Origin of the sequence: Janthinobacterium sp. PC23-8 (genome assembly GCF_002250505.1) — a bacterium.
Classification (GTDB): Bacteria; Pseudomonadota; Gammaproteobacteria; order Burkholderiales; family Burkholderiaceae_D; genus Janthinobacterium.
On the sequence record NZ_NJGY01000003.1, the window covers coordinates 207128 to 223513 of the forward strand.

At 65.8% G+C, this 16386-nt stretch carries 11 protein-coding genes and 1 pseudogene; 3 read left to right on the top strand and 9 right to left on the bottom strand.

Annotated features, from left to right (window positions below):
• Positions 1-39 precede the first annotated feature (39 nt).
• Positions 40-873, bottom strand: coding sequence for a p-hydroxycinnamoyl CoA hydratase/lyase (locus CD932_RS20405; protein ID WP_094444642.1), 834 nt, complete (start codon positions 871-873; stop codon positions 40-42).
• Positions 874-1015: 142 nt separating this feature from the next.
• Between CD932_RS20405 and CD932_RS20410 the strand changes: the two genes are divergently transcribed.
• Entirely contained in the window at positions 1016-1474 is a 459-nt protein-coding gene (locus CD932_RS20410) for a MarR family winged helix-turn-helix transcriptional regulator (RefSeq protein WP_094444643.1), read from the top strand.
• Between the two features lie 120 nt (positions 1475-1594).
• Here CD932_RS20410 and CD932_RS29500 read toward each other — a convergent pair whose 3' ends face one another.
• From CD932_RS29500 to CD932_RS20440, 7 genes and pseudogenes are all read right to left on the bottom strand, one after another.
• Positions 1595-3469, bottom strand: a complete 1875-nt coding sequence (locus CD932_RS29500) for a carboxylesterase/lipase family protein (RefSeq protein ID WP_254926740.1) — start codon at positions 3467-3469, stop codon at positions 1595-1597.
• Positions 3443-5803, bottom strand: a pseudogene (locus tag CD932_RS29505) (RND family transporter); the annotation flags it as partial. The gene CD932_RS29500 and the pseudogene CD932_RS29505, both read right to left, overlap by 27 nt.
• Positions 5804-5845: 42 nt before the next feature.
• Positions 5846-6928 carry a YCF48-related protein gene (locus tag CD932_RS20420; RefSeq protein ID WP_094444645.1) on the bottom strand — a complete coding sequence of 361 codons (1083 nt, stop codon included), beginning with the start codon at positions 6926-6928 and terminating at the stop codon, positions 5846-5848.
• 15 nt (positions 6929-6943) lie between these two features.
• On the bottom strand, positions 6944-8302 hold the full coding sequence (locus tag CD932_RS20425; protein ID WP_094444646.1) for a DUF1329 domain-containing protein: 1359 nt from the start codon (positions 8300-8302) through the stop codon (positions 6944-6946).
• A 13-nt stretch (positions 8303-8315) separates the two neighbouring features.
• Complete coding sequence (locus CD932_RS20430) at positions 8316-10019, bottom strand: DUF1302 domain-containing protein (protein WP_094444647.1); 1704 nt, start codon at positions 10017-10019, stop codon at positions 8316-8318.
• Between the two features lie 60 nt (positions 10020-10079).
• The gene (locus tag CD932_RS20435; RefSeq protein WP_094444648.1) at positions 10080-10847 is read right to left on the bottom strand and encodes a coniferyl-alcohol dehydrogenase; all 768 of its coding nucleotides are present in this window, start codon (positions 10845-10847) and stop codon (positions 10080-10082) included.
• Positions 10848-10889: 42 nt separating this feature from the next.
• The gene (locus CD932_RS20440) at positions 10890-12359 is read right to left on the bottom strand and encodes an aldehyde dehydrogenase family protein (RefSeq protein WP_094444649.1); all 1470 of its coding nucleotides are present in this window, start codon (positions 12357-12359) and stop codon (positions 10890-10892) included.
• A 289-nt stretch (positions 12360-12648) separates the two neighbouring features.
• On the opposite strand from CD932_RS20440, the gene CD932_RS20445 reads away from it, so the two are divergent.
• Complete coding sequence (locus CD932_RS20445; protein WP_094445282.1) at positions 12649-14454, top strand: sigma-54-dependent Fis family transcriptional regulator; 1806 nt, start codon at positions 12649-12651, stop codon at positions 14452-14454.
• Between the two features lie 18 nt (positions 14455-14472).
• Here the strand turns inward: CD932_RS20445 and CD932_RS20450 are convergent, their stop codons facing one another.
• Positions 14473-14952 (bottom strand): MarR family winged helix-turn-helix transcriptional regulator, encoded by a 480-nt coding sequence (locus tag CD932_RS20450; protein WP_094444650.1) that lies wholly within the window; start codon positions 14950-14952, stop codon positions 14473-14475.
• Positions 14953-15099: 147 nt separating this feature from the next.
• On the opposite strand from CD932_RS20450, the gene CD932_RS20455 reads away from it, so the two are divergent.
• Positions 15100-16317, top strand: coding sequence for an ABC transporter substrate-binding protein (locus CD932_RS20455; protein WP_369679845.1), 1218 nt, complete (start codon positions 15100-15102; stop codon positions 16315-16317).
• Positions 16318-16386 lie beyond the last annotated feature (69 nt).

Sequence of the window (16386 nt, forward strand, 5' to 3'; positions counted from 1 at the left end):
TCTCCTTGTGTTATTGGCGGGGCTCTGTTGATGCGCGTCTTATGCGCGCTTGTAGGTTTGCAGGCCGGGTTTGATGGTCTTGTCGTCCAGGAACTGTTTGAGGCCCTGGGCGCGGCCTTTTTCCGGATCGCGGTAGTTGGACTGGTCGACCTTGGCATACAGGTAGTCCTCGCTCTGCTCCCAGGTCAGTTCGCGGCAGCGCTTGAAACCGTGCTTGGCGATGCGCAGCACGGTCGGTGCTTTGGCCAGCAGTTTTTCGGCCAGTGCGATGGTGGCGGCGCGCAGTTCCGCCAGCGGCACGCTCTTGTTGACCAGGCCCATGGCGGCCGCTTCCTTGCCGGTGAACGTGTCGCCGGTCATGATGTAGTGCAGCGCCTGGCGGTGGCCCATGGTGTCGGCGACCGCCTTGCTGACCAGGTTGCCCGGCGGGATGCCCCAGTTGATCTCGGACAGGCCATACACTGCCTCGTCGGCCGAAATGGCCAGGTCGCAGGCGACCAGCGGCGAGAAGGCGCCACCGAAGCACCAGCCATTGACCATGGCGATGGTCGGCTTGCTGTACATGCGCAGCAGCTTCCATTGCCACTGCGAGCAGTCGCGGCGCAGCTTTTCCTGGAAGATTTCCGGTTTGCCATCGTTTTCGCGGAAGTACTCCTTCAAGTCCATGCCGGCGGTCCAGCTGTCGCCGGCGCCGGTCAGCACCAGCACCTGGGCCTGCGCATCCAGTTCCAGGGTTTCCAGCACGTTGATCATTTCGCGGTTCAGGGTCGGGCTCATGGCGTTGCGCTTTTCCGGACGGTTCAGCGTCACCCAGGCGATGCCGCCGTCGACCTCGACTTTGACGGTGCTCCAGCGGTTTTCGTATTGGCTCATTGTAGTCTCACTCTATTGTTAGGTTTGGGTAGGTCGGGTATGTTAGGTTAATATCAGGTTGCCTGATACATGTCTTATAATATATTCTGCTTGGTCAGCAATGCAAGCGCTTTTTGAACACTTTTTGAACTTATTGGTCACAATGAAAAAAAACCTGCCCGCCGTCGCGCACGACAAGCCCAATGGTATCGCCTACCTGATCGGCCGCATCGACCATGTGCTGAGCCGGCGCCTGCGCGACTGCCTGGGCTTGCTGGGGCTGACCGCAGCCCAGTACACTGCGCTGTCGGTGCTCGACACCCAGCAGCAGCTGTCGAACGCGCAGCTCGCCGAGCGTTCGATGATTTCGCCCCAGTCGGCCAACGAAATGGTCAAGGCGATGGAAGCGCGCGGATGGATCACGCGCCAGGCGGACGCCAATCACGGCCGCATCATCCATTTGCGCCTCAGCGCCGAGGGCAGGGCGCTGCTGCACCGGGGCGACGCCGCCGTGGCCCAGCTGGAGCATGCCATGCTGGCCGAGATCGGCCTCGACCAGCGCGGCGAACTGCATGCGCAACTGCGCCAGTTATTGCGTTCACTGAGCGCCATCGTGCTTTGACGCGGGCCAGTCCGGGTTTTCCGGCAGCGGGCCGGTGGCCGGTGAGCAGGCCATTGACTATCCACAAGTAACACGAAGGCGACATCGAGCACGCCCTGGTGGCCAGGGGCATGGCCCGGTTTATGGCCAGAATGTCGACCGCAGCGCCTCCGTGTTCCCCGTATAGCCATGCTTGTTGGCCAACGCCGCCAGTGCCTCTGGCGCTTCGCGCCCGCCGAAGATCGACCACACGAACATGCGCCCATAAAGCTCGCAGCGCTCACGCGGGTTGTGCCGCATCGAGGCATCGTCCGCCAGCAATGCCTTGAGCGTCGCCTTGCTGGCGTGGTGCACCACCATGCGCGTGCCGCCGTCGGCGCTGGTGTCGAATACCATCAGCCGCGGTTGTGCTGCGTCTTGCTGCCAGCGGGCCCACTCTGGCCGGCCGTCGGCCGCGCCGCCAGGTTCGCCGTGGCGGGCGAAGTGGGTCCAGTAGCCGGCCATGGCGTCGGAAACCTCCTTGCGCCCCGGCAGATTGGCCGTGGTATAGGAGTGGAACGGATCGAACTCGCCATCGAGGTCGCGGAATACGAAACCCATCTCCAGCACATGCGCCGCGCCCAGCAGCACCTGCGGCTGTATCAGCGGCAGCGCCGGCTGCTCGTCCCAGTCGAAGCGGTACACCCACACGTCCGGGTGGCCGGAGGCGAGCATCGCGCTGGCCGGCTCCAGCGCACCGGACGTTTGCCACAGCGCCGACATGTACGCCGCGTGGCGCTGGTAGCGGGCGCGGTTGCGCATCACCGGCAGCTTGCCGAACATCATGCGCACGTAGTCCGGATTGTTCGACATGAACAGCTTGTACTCGTCGCGGTTGGTGCCGACGATGAACGGCACGGCGTGGTACGTGCTGCGGTCGGCGAACGCCTCGGCCAGCGGCCCCCGTGGCAGCACGTGGCCATCTTGCAGCACGGTGGGCGCCTCGTAAAAGTTCAGCGCCCCGGGCTTGACCGGCGCCAGCAGCGCTTGCGCCGACAGGCCGCGCACGAACGCTTCGATGTCGGCGGCAGGCATCGCTGCGATCAGCGCGCGGGCAGCCTCGCGGTTGGCAGCGCGGCCGTCGCGTTGCAGCCATGCGCACAGCAACTCGCGTGAACTGAGGGTGTGTCCCGGCTCCGTATCGTTGCGGTAGTTGCGGGCTTGTGCCAGGGAGTGGCTCGTTACAATCGGTGACTGCGCGATCGCCTTGTGGAACAGCCCCGCCGCCAGCGGACTGGCCAGCAGCGAATACACATTCTGGCCGCCGGCCGACTCGCCGAAAATGGTGACGTTGTCCGGATCGCCGCCGAAGGCTGCGATATTGCGCTTTACCCAGTGCAGCGCGGCTACCAGGTCGAGCGTGCCGAAATTGCCGGAGCGGTCGGCTGGCGTGTCGTCCTCGCGCGCCAGTTCCTCCAGGCTGAACCAGCCAAAGATGCCGAGGCGGTAATTTGCCGAGACCACGATCACCTGGTCGCGTCCCGCCAGGTTGCGCAGCGTGGTGTAGGTGGCGGCCGTGCCAGACGAATTGGCGCCGCCGTGGATCCAGAACATCACCGGCAGCGCGGCTGTCGCTGCGTCAGCATGCTGCGGCGCGAAGACGTTGAGCGTCAGGCAGTCTTCGGCGCCGGCAGGCTTGCCCCACTGGTCGGGCGGCAGTTCGAGCGCGATGCCGCCCAGTTGCATCGCCGGCGCGCCGCACGCCACAGCCTGGCGCACGCCGGTCCACGCCAGTGCGGGGCGGGGCGCCTTCCAGCGCAGCGGCCCCACTGGCGGCTGCGCATACGGCAGCCCCAGCCAGGCATGGGTGTTGTGCAGGCCTGCGCAGCCGACCACTTCTCCCTGCTCGGTGCGGCGCAGCGATTCCGGCGCGACTTCTTGCGCTACCTCTGGCTGCTGCGGCCTGGCCTTGCCGGACGGCGGCGTGGCGCCCGGCGCGGACTTTTGCGGCAGCAGGAAGTACGCCAGCGCCGGCACCAGCACCAGCGCGCCCACCATATTCCAGAGGAACATGAAGGCCAGCAGGATGCCCATGTCGGCCTGGAATTTGATCGGCGAGAACAGCCAGGTGGCGACCGCCACCGCCAGCGTCACACCGGTCAGTATCACCACCCGGCCGGTGAACTGCAGCGCGTGCAGGTAGGCGCCGGACAGGCTGGCGCCGGCCCGCATGCGCGTCAGCATCACGCTCAGCACGTACAGCGCATAGTCCACGCCGATGCCGACGCCGAGCGCGATCACCGGCAGCGTGGCGACCTTGACGCCCATGCCCAGCACCACCATCAGCACTTCGCACAGGATCGAGGTCAGCACCAGCGGCAGGATGGCCACCACCACCGCGCGCCAGTTGCGGAAGGTGGCGTAGCACAGCAGTATCACCGCGCCGTAGACCCAGAACAGCATGTCGTGCATGGCCTGCTTGACCACGATGTTGGTGGCCGCTTCGATGCCGGCGCTGCCGGCGGCCAGCTGGAACTGCAGCTGCGGCGTGTTGTGGGTGGCCGCAAACGCTTCGACCGCGTCCACCACCCGGCTCAGGGTGGCGGCCTTGTGATCCTTCAGGTAGACATACAGCGACAGCAGCGAGCAGCTCTGGTTGAACAGTTCGCGCGGCGCCCGGGTCTGTACCGCGCCCAGCGCGCCGGCGTTGGGAATCAGGTCATACCATTTGAAGTTGCCTTCGTTGTAGCCGGTGGTGGCCAGCTTGCTCAAGGCCGCCATCGAGTTGGTGGAATCGACACCGGGCAACTGCTCCAGTTGCCACGCCAGCGCGTCCACGCTGGCCAGCGTGGCGTACTGGGTGCACTGGTCGGGCGCGGTTTTGACCATCACTACCAGGATGTCGGAACTGGCGGCGTAGTTGGCGACCATGAAGCCATTGTCGCGGTTGTAGCGCGAATCGGCGCGCAGTTCCGGTGCACCCGGATCGAGGTCGCCCACTTTCAGGTTCAGGCTGTAGACGTATCCCAGGCCGCCCAGCAGCACGCTGGCGGCCACTGTCACGATGGCCCAGCGGCGCTGGGTGAAGCGGTCGAGGAAGGTCCACAGCCAGGGCTGGGCCGCGCCGCTCGCGCTGTCGGCCTGCAGGCTGCGCGCGGCAGCCCTGGTGCTCACGCCGGTGTAGGACAGCAGTATGGGCAGCAGCACCAGGTTGGTAAAGATCAGCACCGCCACGCCGATGCTGGCGATGATGGCAAGATCCTGGATCACCTTGATACGGATGCTGACCAGCACCGCGAAGCCGACCGCGTCGCACAGCAGCGCGGTGAGGCCGGCGGCGAACAGGCGCCGGAACGTGTAGCGTGCGGCCACCACGCGGTGGGTGCCGCGGCCGACGTCCTGCATGATGCCGTTCATCTTCTGGGCGCCGTGGCTCATGCCGATGGCGAACACCAGGAACGGCACCAGCACCGAATACGGATCGAGTTCGTAGTGCAGCGTGGCCAGCAAGCCGCACTGCCACAGCACCGCCACCAGCGAGCACACCACCACCAGCGTGGTGCTGCGCCAGCAGCGCGTATACCAGAACAGTACCGCGCCGGCGATGGCGATCGCCAGCAGGAAGAACATCAGCACCTGCTGCAAGCCGTCGATCAGGTCGCCGACGATCTTGGCGAAGCCGGTGATGTGGATGCGCACGCCTTCCTTCTGGTACTTGGCACGGATCTGTTCCAGCCGTTCCGACAGGGCGCCGTAGTCGAGCGCCTGGCCGGTCTGCGGATTTTGCTCCAGCAGCGGCACGAACACGATGCTGGACTTGAAGTCGGCCGCCACCAGCTGGCCGATTTCGCCGGAGCGGGCCACGTTGGCGCGCAACTGCTCCAGGCTGGCGGCCGAACCGTCGTAGCCGTCCGGGATGACGGTGCCGCCGTCCAGGCCGTCCTCGGTGACGGACGCCCAGCGGGTGTTGGCCGTCCACAGCGATTTCATGAAGGGCCGGTCCACGCCGGGCAGCAGGAACAGTTCGTCATTGAGGCGCTGCAGCGTGTCCAGATAGGCGCGCTCGTAGATGGTGCCGGCGTTTGCTTCGACGGCGATGCGCACCGAGTTGCCCAGCCCGTTCAGGTCGCTCTTGTTGGCCAGGTAGTTGAGCACGTAGGGATGGGCGCTGGGGATCATCTTCTCGAAGCTGGCGTTGAGCTTGATGCGCGTGGCCTGGTAGCCCAGCACGATGGTCGCCAGCAGGCAGAGCAGGATGACCAGCGGCCGGTGGTTGAACAGGGCCCGTTCGCCCAGGTTGCCCGAGCCGGTGTCGAAATCCTCCAGCCGCTTTACCACCGGCTGTTGTTCCAAGTCTTGATCTGTATGCATGATGTTCCAGCCATATTCGTATGAGGGGGAGGGATCTGACGCCTAGCGCGGTGCGGCTGGCGTGGCGGCCCGGCGCAGGCCGCGCAGCCCGGCCACGACCAGCGCGCCATCGCGGGCCTGGGCAACGGCGGCCAGCGGCAGGGCGGGCGGCAGCGCGCCACCGGCCTGCGCGGCGAAAGTACGTCCCTGGTCGCCGCTGAGCAGCACGTCGCCGCCCTGGCTGACCAGCACCAGGGTGCCGTCGGCCAGTTCGGCGCCGCCGGCCAGCGACGTCTGGATGCCGGTATCGACCTTGCTCCAGCTGGCACCCTGGTCGCCCGACCAAAAGGCGTTGCCGCGCAAGCCGAAGGCGAGCAGCGCGCCGCCGCGCGCGGCCAGCAGGCCGAAGTAGCTGCCTTTGTAAGGGCTGGCGAGGGCGGTGAAGCTCTGGCCCTGGTCGGTCGAACGCAGCAGCAAGCCTTGTTCGCCGGCCAGGTACAGCGCCGTGCCCGTGCCGCGCATGCTGTACAGGTGCAGGCCCTTGGGGTTGGCGACATGGCGGTTCCACGGCTGCCAGCTGGCGCCGCCGTCCACGGTCTTGAACAGCAGGTTGTAGGCGCCGATCACGTAGCCGCTGCGCGCGCTGTCGAAATACAGGTCGAGGAAGGGCTTGTCCGGGCCGTCGTCCGCCAGATGCCGGGCCTCGGCCTGGGCCTGGGCTTGCTCCGGGCCGGTGAGTTCGGCCGCCGCCCGCAGCGCCAGCGCGGCGGCCTCGATGCCGTCGAGCTGCTTGCTCCAGGTCGCGCCGCCGTCGGCGCTGTGCAGCACCACGCCCTGGTGGCCCACCGCCCAGCCCTGACGGGCGTCGACGAACTGCAATGCCGTCAGGCTGACGCTGACCGGCACGCTGGCCTGGCGCCACGAAACGCCGGCATCGTCCGAATACAGGATGGTGCCGCGCTCGCCGGCTGCCACCAGCCGCGGGCCGGCGGCGGCCACCGCCAGCATGGCTGCGTTGAGCGCCTTGGGCGTGACCAGGGCCGGTTGCTTCAGCGCGACCGGGACGGCCGCGCCCTCGGCCCGCGCGCCGGGCGCCAGCATGCTGCACATTGCCAGCGCCAGCGCGAGTGGTTGGTATCGGTTCATCGATCGCCCCTTCACTTAGCGCGAGCCCTGGTTGGCCAGTTCCTCGGGACCGAAATAGCTGGCCGGCAGGCGTGCAATGGTTTTGTACTGGGACGCCAGGTCGTTGGACGCTTCGTTCAGCAGATACGCGCCGGTTTGCACGTTGTAGGTGCCCCACATGACGTTGCCCACCACCGCCGGCACGTCCGGCGCCAGCAGCGTCAGCGTGTAGTTGCCGCGCCAGATCTGGCCTTGGGCGTCGTAGCCGTCGACCATGATGATCTGCCAGGTGTCCTCGTCCAGGTAGTAGCGGCGCTTGGTGACCACGTGGCGCTTGCCGGGCAGCAGGCTCGCTTCCACTTCCCACACGCGGTGCAGCTCCCAGCGCACCAGGTCGGGATTGAGGAACTGCGGGCCAACCAGGTCGCTGATCTTGGCCGAGGCGGCGCGGTTGTTGTTATAGGGGATGTATAGCTCCTTCTTGCCGATCAGCTTGAGCTCATGGTGATCGATGGGGCCGAACAGCATGAACGCTTCGTCGAACAGGCCGATGCCGGAAGTGACCGAGTCCGGCGTGTCGTAGGACACCGACGGCGCGCGCCGCACGCGGCGCTGGCCGACCAGGTACTGCCAGATGGCGCGCGGCTGCGCGTCGCTGATGCCGTCGTGGACCAGGATGCCTTCACCGGCCTTGGAAGCAGGCGCGCGCGTGATCAGGCGGCCGAACTGATAGATGCCGTCGAATTTTTCCAGGCTGCCGTCCTTGAAGTAGTAGGGCCGCATGATGGTCTGTTCAGCCTCGGTGGCGGTGGCGCGCTTGCCGTCCGGTGTGACGATGGTGGTGCGCAGCGGGAACACGGTGGTCTCGCCGGTCCACGCCAGGCGGTGGTTCATGATCGCCTCGTAGCCGGTCTTCGGAATCGGGAACGGGACGCCGCCGAATGCGCCCTCCACGCCGAAGCCGCCGTCGATGGACTTGGCGCGGGTGGCGTTCTTGAAGGTGTTCTCATACACCCAGGCCGGTGCGCCGCCGGTGCGGTGGGTCGGGTAGACGTCGAGGCGGTAGGTTGGATATTTTTTCAGCAGCGCCACGGTGGCGGCCGACAGCTTGGCCGCGTACTGGTCGACGTTCTTGCCGGTGATGGCCAGCGTCGGCTTTTCGGCGGCGAAGGGATCGGCGCGGAACTCGCCGGCCTTGTAGCCGGCGGGCACCTTGGCGTAGACGCCGTCCCAGGCCGGGATCGTGCCTTCCTTGTTGCCGGCCTTTTCGGCGCCCAGCGGCGTCAGGGTGGTGTGCAGCTTGGCCGCTTCGTCGGCGGTAACGGCGGCGCCGGCATGCGGAACCGCGAAGGCCAATGCCAGCGCGGCGGCGGCGAAAGTCAGGGTCGTCTTCATTATAGTTTTGTCCTTAGAATGCGCGTTTGATGTTGAAGGAGATGTAATCGCGGTCGGCCAGCGACTGGGCGTAGCTCAGGATCGGCGTGTTGGTGGCGGGGTTATTCTTCAGGAAGGTGCCGGCGGCGCCCAGGAAGCGCACGTAGCCGATGCCGAACTTCCAGTCCTGGTGGTAGGTGGCGTTGACGCCGATATTGAAGTCGCCGCCGTGCGAGCTGCCGCCGTTGAAGTTGAACACCGCGCGCGAGCGTCCGTCGATGTTGTAGCCGATGCCGATCGGGACCGACAGGTCCAGCCCGTCGATCACCTGGTAATAGGCCGGCTCGAAGATCATGCGCGCCGAGGTGGCGTCGCGCGTGGTGTTGGGATCGAGCGAGCCTTGCCAGGTGACGCTGGTGGCGCGGTTCCACGCCAGCTCGCCCAGCAGCGACGCGCCCTGGAACAAGGGATTGGTCGGCATGACGTAGATCGCGGACAGGTTGGCGTGCGCCGTGTTGCCAACCGCGTAGGCGGGATTGCCGCTGTTGTCGGCGAACTTGCCGACGCCGGCGCGCGACTGGAAGTTAGGCGTGGGATCGCTGACCAGCGGGGTGTTGCGGCGTATCGAGACTTCGGCCGCCACGTTTACGCCCAGCAGCACGGTGCTGGCGCTGGCGCCGAAGGTGCGTATGCCTTGCGCATACACGGCCTGCACGGTGGACGGCGCGCCGGGCGGGAAGCCGGGCGCGAAGCCCAGGTAGAAGTAGGGCGTCTTGTCGTGATAGCGCGCCGCGTAGAAGCCGTATTCGACATCCGATCCGGCCGGCGAATACTTGATCTGTATGCCGCCCTGACCGGAATTTTTCGCTTTCATGTCCGATACCGTATGAAAGGCCGGTGCACCGCTGTTGGTGGGCGCGACCAGAAAGGCGCTGCTGCCGGCGCCGGCAGCGTCGTAGGAACTGAGGTAGCTGCCCGCGCCCGGAATCTGGCTCGCACGCCATTCGAACTGGTAGTAGCCGCCGATCGACACATTGGGCAGCACCTGCAGCTGGCCCGAGACCTGGTTGACCGGACGCAGGATCTCCTTGAACTGCGCGCCCGGCACGCTGAGCAGCTTGACCAGGTCCACCGGGCCCTGCGCGTTGGCGATGCCGTTGGCGCCGAAGAACAGGCTCTCGCCATATTGCAGCGTGTGGCGGCCCACCCGTACGGTGCCCGGCAGCTCGCCCAGCGTGCCCTTGGCGAAGACGAAGGCGTCCAGCAGCTCGGCATTGCGGCCGTGGAGCAAACGGGTGCCGTCGGCGAAGGTGTTGCCGGCCCGGCCGGTCAGCGTGACGGCGTTGCTGGCGTAGGAGGCGTTGTCGTTGCTGCGGTTGTAGACGGTGTCGTACCAGGCGGCGGCGCTGATGCGCATGCCCAGGTTGCGGGTGCCGGCGTCGAACTCGGACAGCCAGTCGACGCGGTTCGAGACGATGCCCTTGTTGCGGAAGTTCTGGTTGCCGTCGTCCACGTTGTAGCCGGTGAAGTCGCCGGGGCCGGCGGACGGATAGCCGCCCGCCAGCAGGCGCGCATTGGCGTCCTTCATGCGGTAGGCGCTGCTGTATTTGAAGGTATTGTTCCAGCTGATCTTGAGTTCAGGATTGTCGGTCTCGAATTCATACGCGTTGGCGGCCGGCAGTGCGGCCGCCACGGCCAATGCCAACAGGGTTGGACTCAGGCGTTTGTTCGCTTGCATGGTTTGTCTCCTAATTTTAGTTTTATGGCCGCTGACGCGCGGCCGGGCGGATGGCGTACATCAGATAAAGGTTGAGGCCAGTCCTCCATCTACCGGCAGGTTGACGCCGCTGATCCAGCGCGCTTCGTCGCTGCACAGAAAGCCGATGACGGCGGCCACTTCGTCGGCATAGGCGGGGCGCTTCATGCGGTGGGCATCGCGCTGCACGCGCTCTTCGCCCAGCATGGAAACGAAGTCGCCCAGGATTGGCGTGAAGACGGGGCCGGGCGCCACGCTGTTCATGCGCACCGAGTGCTGCAGGAACCACGGCTGCGACTGGGCGCAGGTCCAGACGATCAGCGCCTCCTTGAAGTACTGGTAGCAGGTATCGGCCGGCACTGGATGCGCATCGAGCCAGGCCTGGCCTTCGGCAAAGCCGCGCACTTCGGCCAACTGCTTGTGCAGGTCCAGCCGCTGCGGCCATTCGGCGCCCAGGATGGAGGCCACGTTGACGATGGAAGCGCCGGCCGGCATGCGCGGCAGCACGCCTTCGGTCAGGTGGCGCAGTCCCAGGTAGTTGACCTTGGCCAGCAGCGCCGGATCGGCGGTGCCGGGCACGCCGGCGATGTTGCATAGCGCGTCCACGCGCTGCGGCAACTGGGCGATGGCCGCGTCGATGCTGGCGGTCTGGCTCATGTCGACGGCGACAAAACCGTCCAGCGTCAGGCCCGGTTCGTTGCGGTCCATGCCGATCACGGTGGCGCCCTGGAAGCGCGCCAGGCGCGCCACTTCGGCGCCGATGCCGGAAGCGGCGCCGGTGACGACGATAGTCTTGTTACGTAACTTCATGTGCTCTCCTGGTGGTGATGGCTGGGTTGATAGTGTCTTGGGTCAGAACGGGTAGCGCGGCGCTTCGGTCTTCAGCGTCAGCCACTGCCATTGGGTGAATTCGTCCCAGTCGGCACTGCCGCCGTGGCGGCCGCCGTTGCCCGAGGTGCCGCTGCCGCCGAACGGCGCATGCGCCTCGGCCAGCACGGTCTGGTCGTTGATATGGACGTGGCCGGCCGGCACGCGGTCGACGATGTGCATGGCGCGTGCCAGCGTCGGCGTGATCACGCCCAGGGCCAGGCAGCCGCTGCTGGCGCCGGCCAGCGCTATGGCTTCCTGGTCGGTGTCGAACACGGTGATCGAGGCCACCGGACCGAACAGTTCTTCCTCGAAGCAGCGCATGCCGGGACGCACGCCGGTCAGCACGGTGGGCTGGTAGAACTGGCGGTCGTAGTCGCCACCGGCCAGCACGGTGGCGCCGGCGGCCACGCTGTCGTGCACGATGGCGTGCACCCGCTGCACCTGGCGCGCGTTGATCAGCGGCCCCAGGGCGACCTGGCCGCTCATCGGATCGCCCACCGGCAGGTTGCGAGCCTTGGCCACCAGGCGTTCGATCACCGCCTCGGCGATTGAGCGCTGCAGCAGGATGCGGCCGGAGGCCATGCAGATCTGGCCCTGGTGCAGATAGGCGCCCCAGGCCACGTTGGCGGCGGCGATGTCGGGATCGGCGTCGTCCAGGATGATCAGTGAATTCTTGCCGCCCAATTCCAGCGACATTTTCTTCAGGTTGCGGCCCGCCAGTTCGCCGATGCTGCGGCCGACCGCAGTCGAGCCGGTGAAGGCGATCATGGCAATATTCGGATCGGCGCACATGGCTTGGCCGGCCTCGGCGCCGCCCGGCAGCACGTGCAGCACGCCTTTCGGCAGGCCGGCTTCTTCGAAGATGCGGGCGATCAGCACGCCGCCGCTGACCGGCGTTTGCAGGTCCGGCTTGTGCACCACGGCGTTACCGGTGGCCAGCGCCGGCGCGATCGAGCGGATCGACAGGATCAGCGGGAAGTTGAAGGGCGAGATGACGCCCACCACGCCGTGCGGCATGCGCCGCGCGATGCTCATGTGTCCGCTGGCCGATGCCAGCAGCTGGCCCTTGGGCTGGGTCAGCATGGCGGCCGCTTCCTGCAGGTGCGCGGCCGCTTCGCGCAGCTCCAGATCGGCCTTGGGGCGGATGGCGCCGGTTTCGCGCACGATCCAGGTCGACAGTTCGTCGTGGTGTTCGGCGATCAGCGCGGCGGCGCGGCGGAAGATGGCGGCGCGTTCCTTGTAGTCGCTGGCGGCCCATGCGGCTTGCGCGGCGCGCGCCTGTGCGGCGGCCAGCGCGACGTCGTCGGCGTCGGCCAGGCCGACACTGCCCAGTTGTTCGCCGGTGGCCGGCTCGGTAAAGGTGTGGGTGCCGCCGTGGGCTGCGGTCCAGCCGCCGTTGAAGATCTGGCCTTGCCAGATCGATGGGCGCAAAAGCGCATTCGCGTTGCTCATATTGTCTCCTGTCGTTTGAAGGTGGGTGGGGAAGTCAGCCTGTTAGCACGCTAGTTGCATGAAGGTCTGCTTGCCGCTCTTGCATTAGCTATTACAAGTTGCGTGCCAGCTCGTCGTGGCTTGCAGTGATTGCGTTGCAGCATGCGCCACTCGCACAATGAGGGCGGCGCTATTCGGTGCGCATTGTGGCGCGCCGCAGCAAAAATTCTGCAGCCGGATGAATTTATGAAATGATCAAATGGGAGAATTGCCGATGTATGATTTGGTGAAAGACGACGAAAGCGCAGACATGAGCAAACCCCATCGCGTATCGCTGGCCGAGGTATCGCGCGCCACCGGCAAGATGCTGAGCCACGGCGATAGCCAGCACCTGAACGCCGGCGCCGTGCCGACGCTGGACGACTTGACGCAAAGCCTGCACTTCTCACCCGGCGACGGCCGCATCTGGCTCAACGGCCAGCGCATGCAGCTGCTGCATACCACATCGCTGGGGGCGCTGCGGCGCGAGCTGCTCGAGAGCATAGGCGTCGAGCGCACGCGTGGCCTGTTGACGCGGGTGGGCTATTCTGCCGGCGCGCGCGACGCCCAGTTGCTGCGCGAGCGCTGGCCCGACGCCGAACCGGGTTCGCTGTTCGCGGCCGGCCCGCGCATGCATTCGCTGGAAGGGGCGGTCAAAGTCGAACCGCTGCATTTTGAATTCGACTTCGAGCGCGGCACCTACCGCGGTGAATTCCTGTGGCACCATTCCAGCGAGGCGGAGGTGCACCAGGCCGATTTCGGCATCGGCACCGAGCCCGCATGCTGGATGCAGACCGGCTATGCGATCGGCTACACCAGCGCGATGATAGGGCGGCTCATCGTCTACCGCGAGATCGAATGCACCTGCATGGGCCACCAGCACTGCCGCCTGGTCGGCAAGCCGGCCGACGAATGGGACAATGTGGAGGATGACTTGCGCTTCCTGAACGCGGAAGCCTTCGTCAGCACCACCGCCCATGGCGGCGCCGGCGCACGGCAGCAGGCGGCGGAGCTGCCGGGCGACGACCAGCGGCCCTATGGCGAAAAGGAAATGGTGGGCGTGTCATCGGCCTTCAACTCGGCCTGCCATATGCTCAAGCGGGTGGGGTCGACCGCCGCCACGGTGCTGTTTACGGGCGAGTCCGGCGTGGGCAAGGAATTGTTCGCCTATATGCTGCACCAGATCGGCCCGCGCAAGGAGCAGCCCTTCGTGGCCGTCAATTGCGCCGCGATTCCGGAAACACTGATCGAGTCCGAACTGTTCGGCGTGGAGCGCGGCGCCTATACCGGCGCCAGCCAGTCGCGCCCCGGCCGTTTCGAACGCGCGTCCGGCGGCACCCTGTTCCTGGACGAGATCGGGACACTGAGCCTGGTGGCGCAGGGCAAGCTGCTGCGCGCGCTGCAGGAGGGCGAGATCGAGCGGGTCGGCGGGGTGCGCAGCGTCAAGGTCGACGTGCGGCTGGTGGCCGCCACCAACGTCGACCTGCGCGAAGAAATCCGCCAGGGCCGCTTCCGCGAAGACCTGTTCTTCCGCCTGAACGTGTTCCCCATCCATCTGCCGCCACTGCGCGACCGGCGCGACGATATTCCGCTGCTGATGGGTTACTTCATGCGCCACTACGGGAAAAAACACCAGCGGCGCGTGACCGGCTTTACGGCGCGCGCGGTCGACGCGCTGCTCAACTACCATTTTCCGGGGAATATACGGGAGCTGCAAAACCTGGTGGAGCGCGGCGTCATCTTCGCCAACGAGGATGGCCCGATCGACTTGCCGCATCTGTTTACCAGCGGCGAAAAATCGAACACGTCGTATTTTTCGCTGGCGCAGACGGGACGCCTGGCCAGCCATGACGCCGCGCCGGCCGTCGTCGGCGGCGCGCTGCTCGATGTGCTGCCGTCCATGCTGGCGCAAGAGGCCGGGCCGGGCTGGTCGCTCGACCAGCTGGAAAGCACGCTGATACTGGCGGCGGTCAAGCGGGTCGACGGCAATCTGTCGGCGGCGGCGCGCATGCTGGGGTTGACCCGGGCGCAGCTGTCGTACCGGATGAAAAAGCTGCAGCAGCCAGCTGGCGAGTGAACCGGTTTAAGCCATGCCTCAATCGAGGTAGATCTTTTGCAGCAGTGTGATCAACTGCGCCCTTTCCCCATCGGTCAGCGCGGCGGTGGCTTCAGCCTCCAGTTCGCTGGCCGTCTTTTCCGCCCTGGTGCACATGGTCAGGCCAGCCGTCGTCAGCACCAGCGTCTGGGAGCGTCGGTCCAGCGGGCTGCGCTGGCGCTGCAGCAGTCCGCGTTGCTGCAGCTTGTCGAGCAGGGTGGCCAGGTTGGGTGGCGAGACGTTGACTGCCTCGGACAGGCGTTTCTGGTTGATGTTGGGATTGGCCTTGAGCAGGCTCAGCACGCTGAAGTCCGCAGGCCGCAGCTGATACTTGGCCATGCGCTTTTCAAACGTCGGCAGGATGCGCAGATAGGCCCGGCGGCAGTTGTAGCCGACCAGGCTCTGGAGCACTTTCTGGTCCAACGCTTGCCCGGCGGCTTCCTGGACGGCGTTGAGGAATTCAAGCTGCTTCTCGGACATGGTAAGCAGTCGGATTTAAGGAGGCCATGATTCTAGCAAAGAATCGCGGCCTCGGCCATCGCATGCTTGCAATTCCTTCATAATACGTATAATCTATAATCATTATAAAACATAACTAAATGCCCGAAAACCAATCTTCGAGGAGACATGATGCAACTGACATTGAAAACGAAACCAAAACGCGGCACCTTTGGCGCCGTACTTGCCGCCATGCTGGCGGCCGGCCTGCATCTGGCCGCCGGCCAGGCCCAGGCCCAGGCCCAGGCCCAGGAACCGCTGCGCATCGGCGTGATTGCCGCGCTCACCGGACCGTTCGCCAACACCGGCAAGCCGTTCGAGGACGGCATCAAGACCTATCTGCAGCAGTATGGCGACCAGGTGGCCGGCAGGAAGATCGAGATCATCTACCGCGACGACGGCGGCACCAATGTCGACCAGTCGAAACGGGCGGCGCAGGAGCTGATCACGCGTGACAAGGTCAGTTTCCTGATCGGCTTCTCGCTCACGCCCAGCGCCATGGCGGTGGCGCCCATCGCCACCCAGGCCAAGATGCCGATGATCGTGATGAACGCGGTCACCAACGGCATCACCGCCAAGTCGCCTTATATGGTCCGCACCAGCATGACGATGCACCAGATGACCGGCCCGTTCGGCACCTGGAGCGCGAAGAACAAGATCGGCAAGGTATATACCCTGGTCAGCGACTACAGCACCGGGCTCGATGCGGAGGCGAACTTCAGCAAGGAGTTCAGCGCCGGCGGCGGCAAGATAGTGGGTTCGGCGCGGGTGCCGCTGGCCAACCCGGATTACTCGCCCTTCATCCAGCGCATCAAGGATGAAAAGCCCGATGCGCTGTTCTTCTTCGCGCCGGGCGTGGAGGACGGCATCGGCCTGCTGAAAGCCTTCAGTGACAAGGGCCTGGGCAAGGCCGGCATCAAGTTCCTCGGGGTGGGCGACATGACCAGCGAAACGCCAACGCTGGAGGCGCTGGGCGAGCGCACGCTGGGCGCGGTCACGGTGCTGAACTACGCGCCCACGCTGGACAACGAAGCCAACAAGTCCTTCCTGAAAGCCTATGCGGCGGCCAATCCGGGCCGCCCGCCCGCCACCTTCGTCACGGTGGCGGCCTACGACACCATGGGCATGATCTATGAAACCGTGCGCAAGCTGAACGGCGCCGTCAGCGGCGACAAGGCGATGCAGGTGCTGGCAGGGATGAAGCGCGACAGCCCGCGCGGTCCGATCAGCATCGACCCGGCCACGCGCGACATCGTGCAGAACATGTACATCCGCGAAGTGAAAAAGGTCAACGGCAAGCTGGTGAACGAGCCGATCGGCGTGCTGCGCGACGTCCGCCCCAACTAAGCGTATCCCAATAGATCAATACATCTGCTGCTGGCGCCCCTCGGAAGCGGGGACTGGCCGTCATAGATG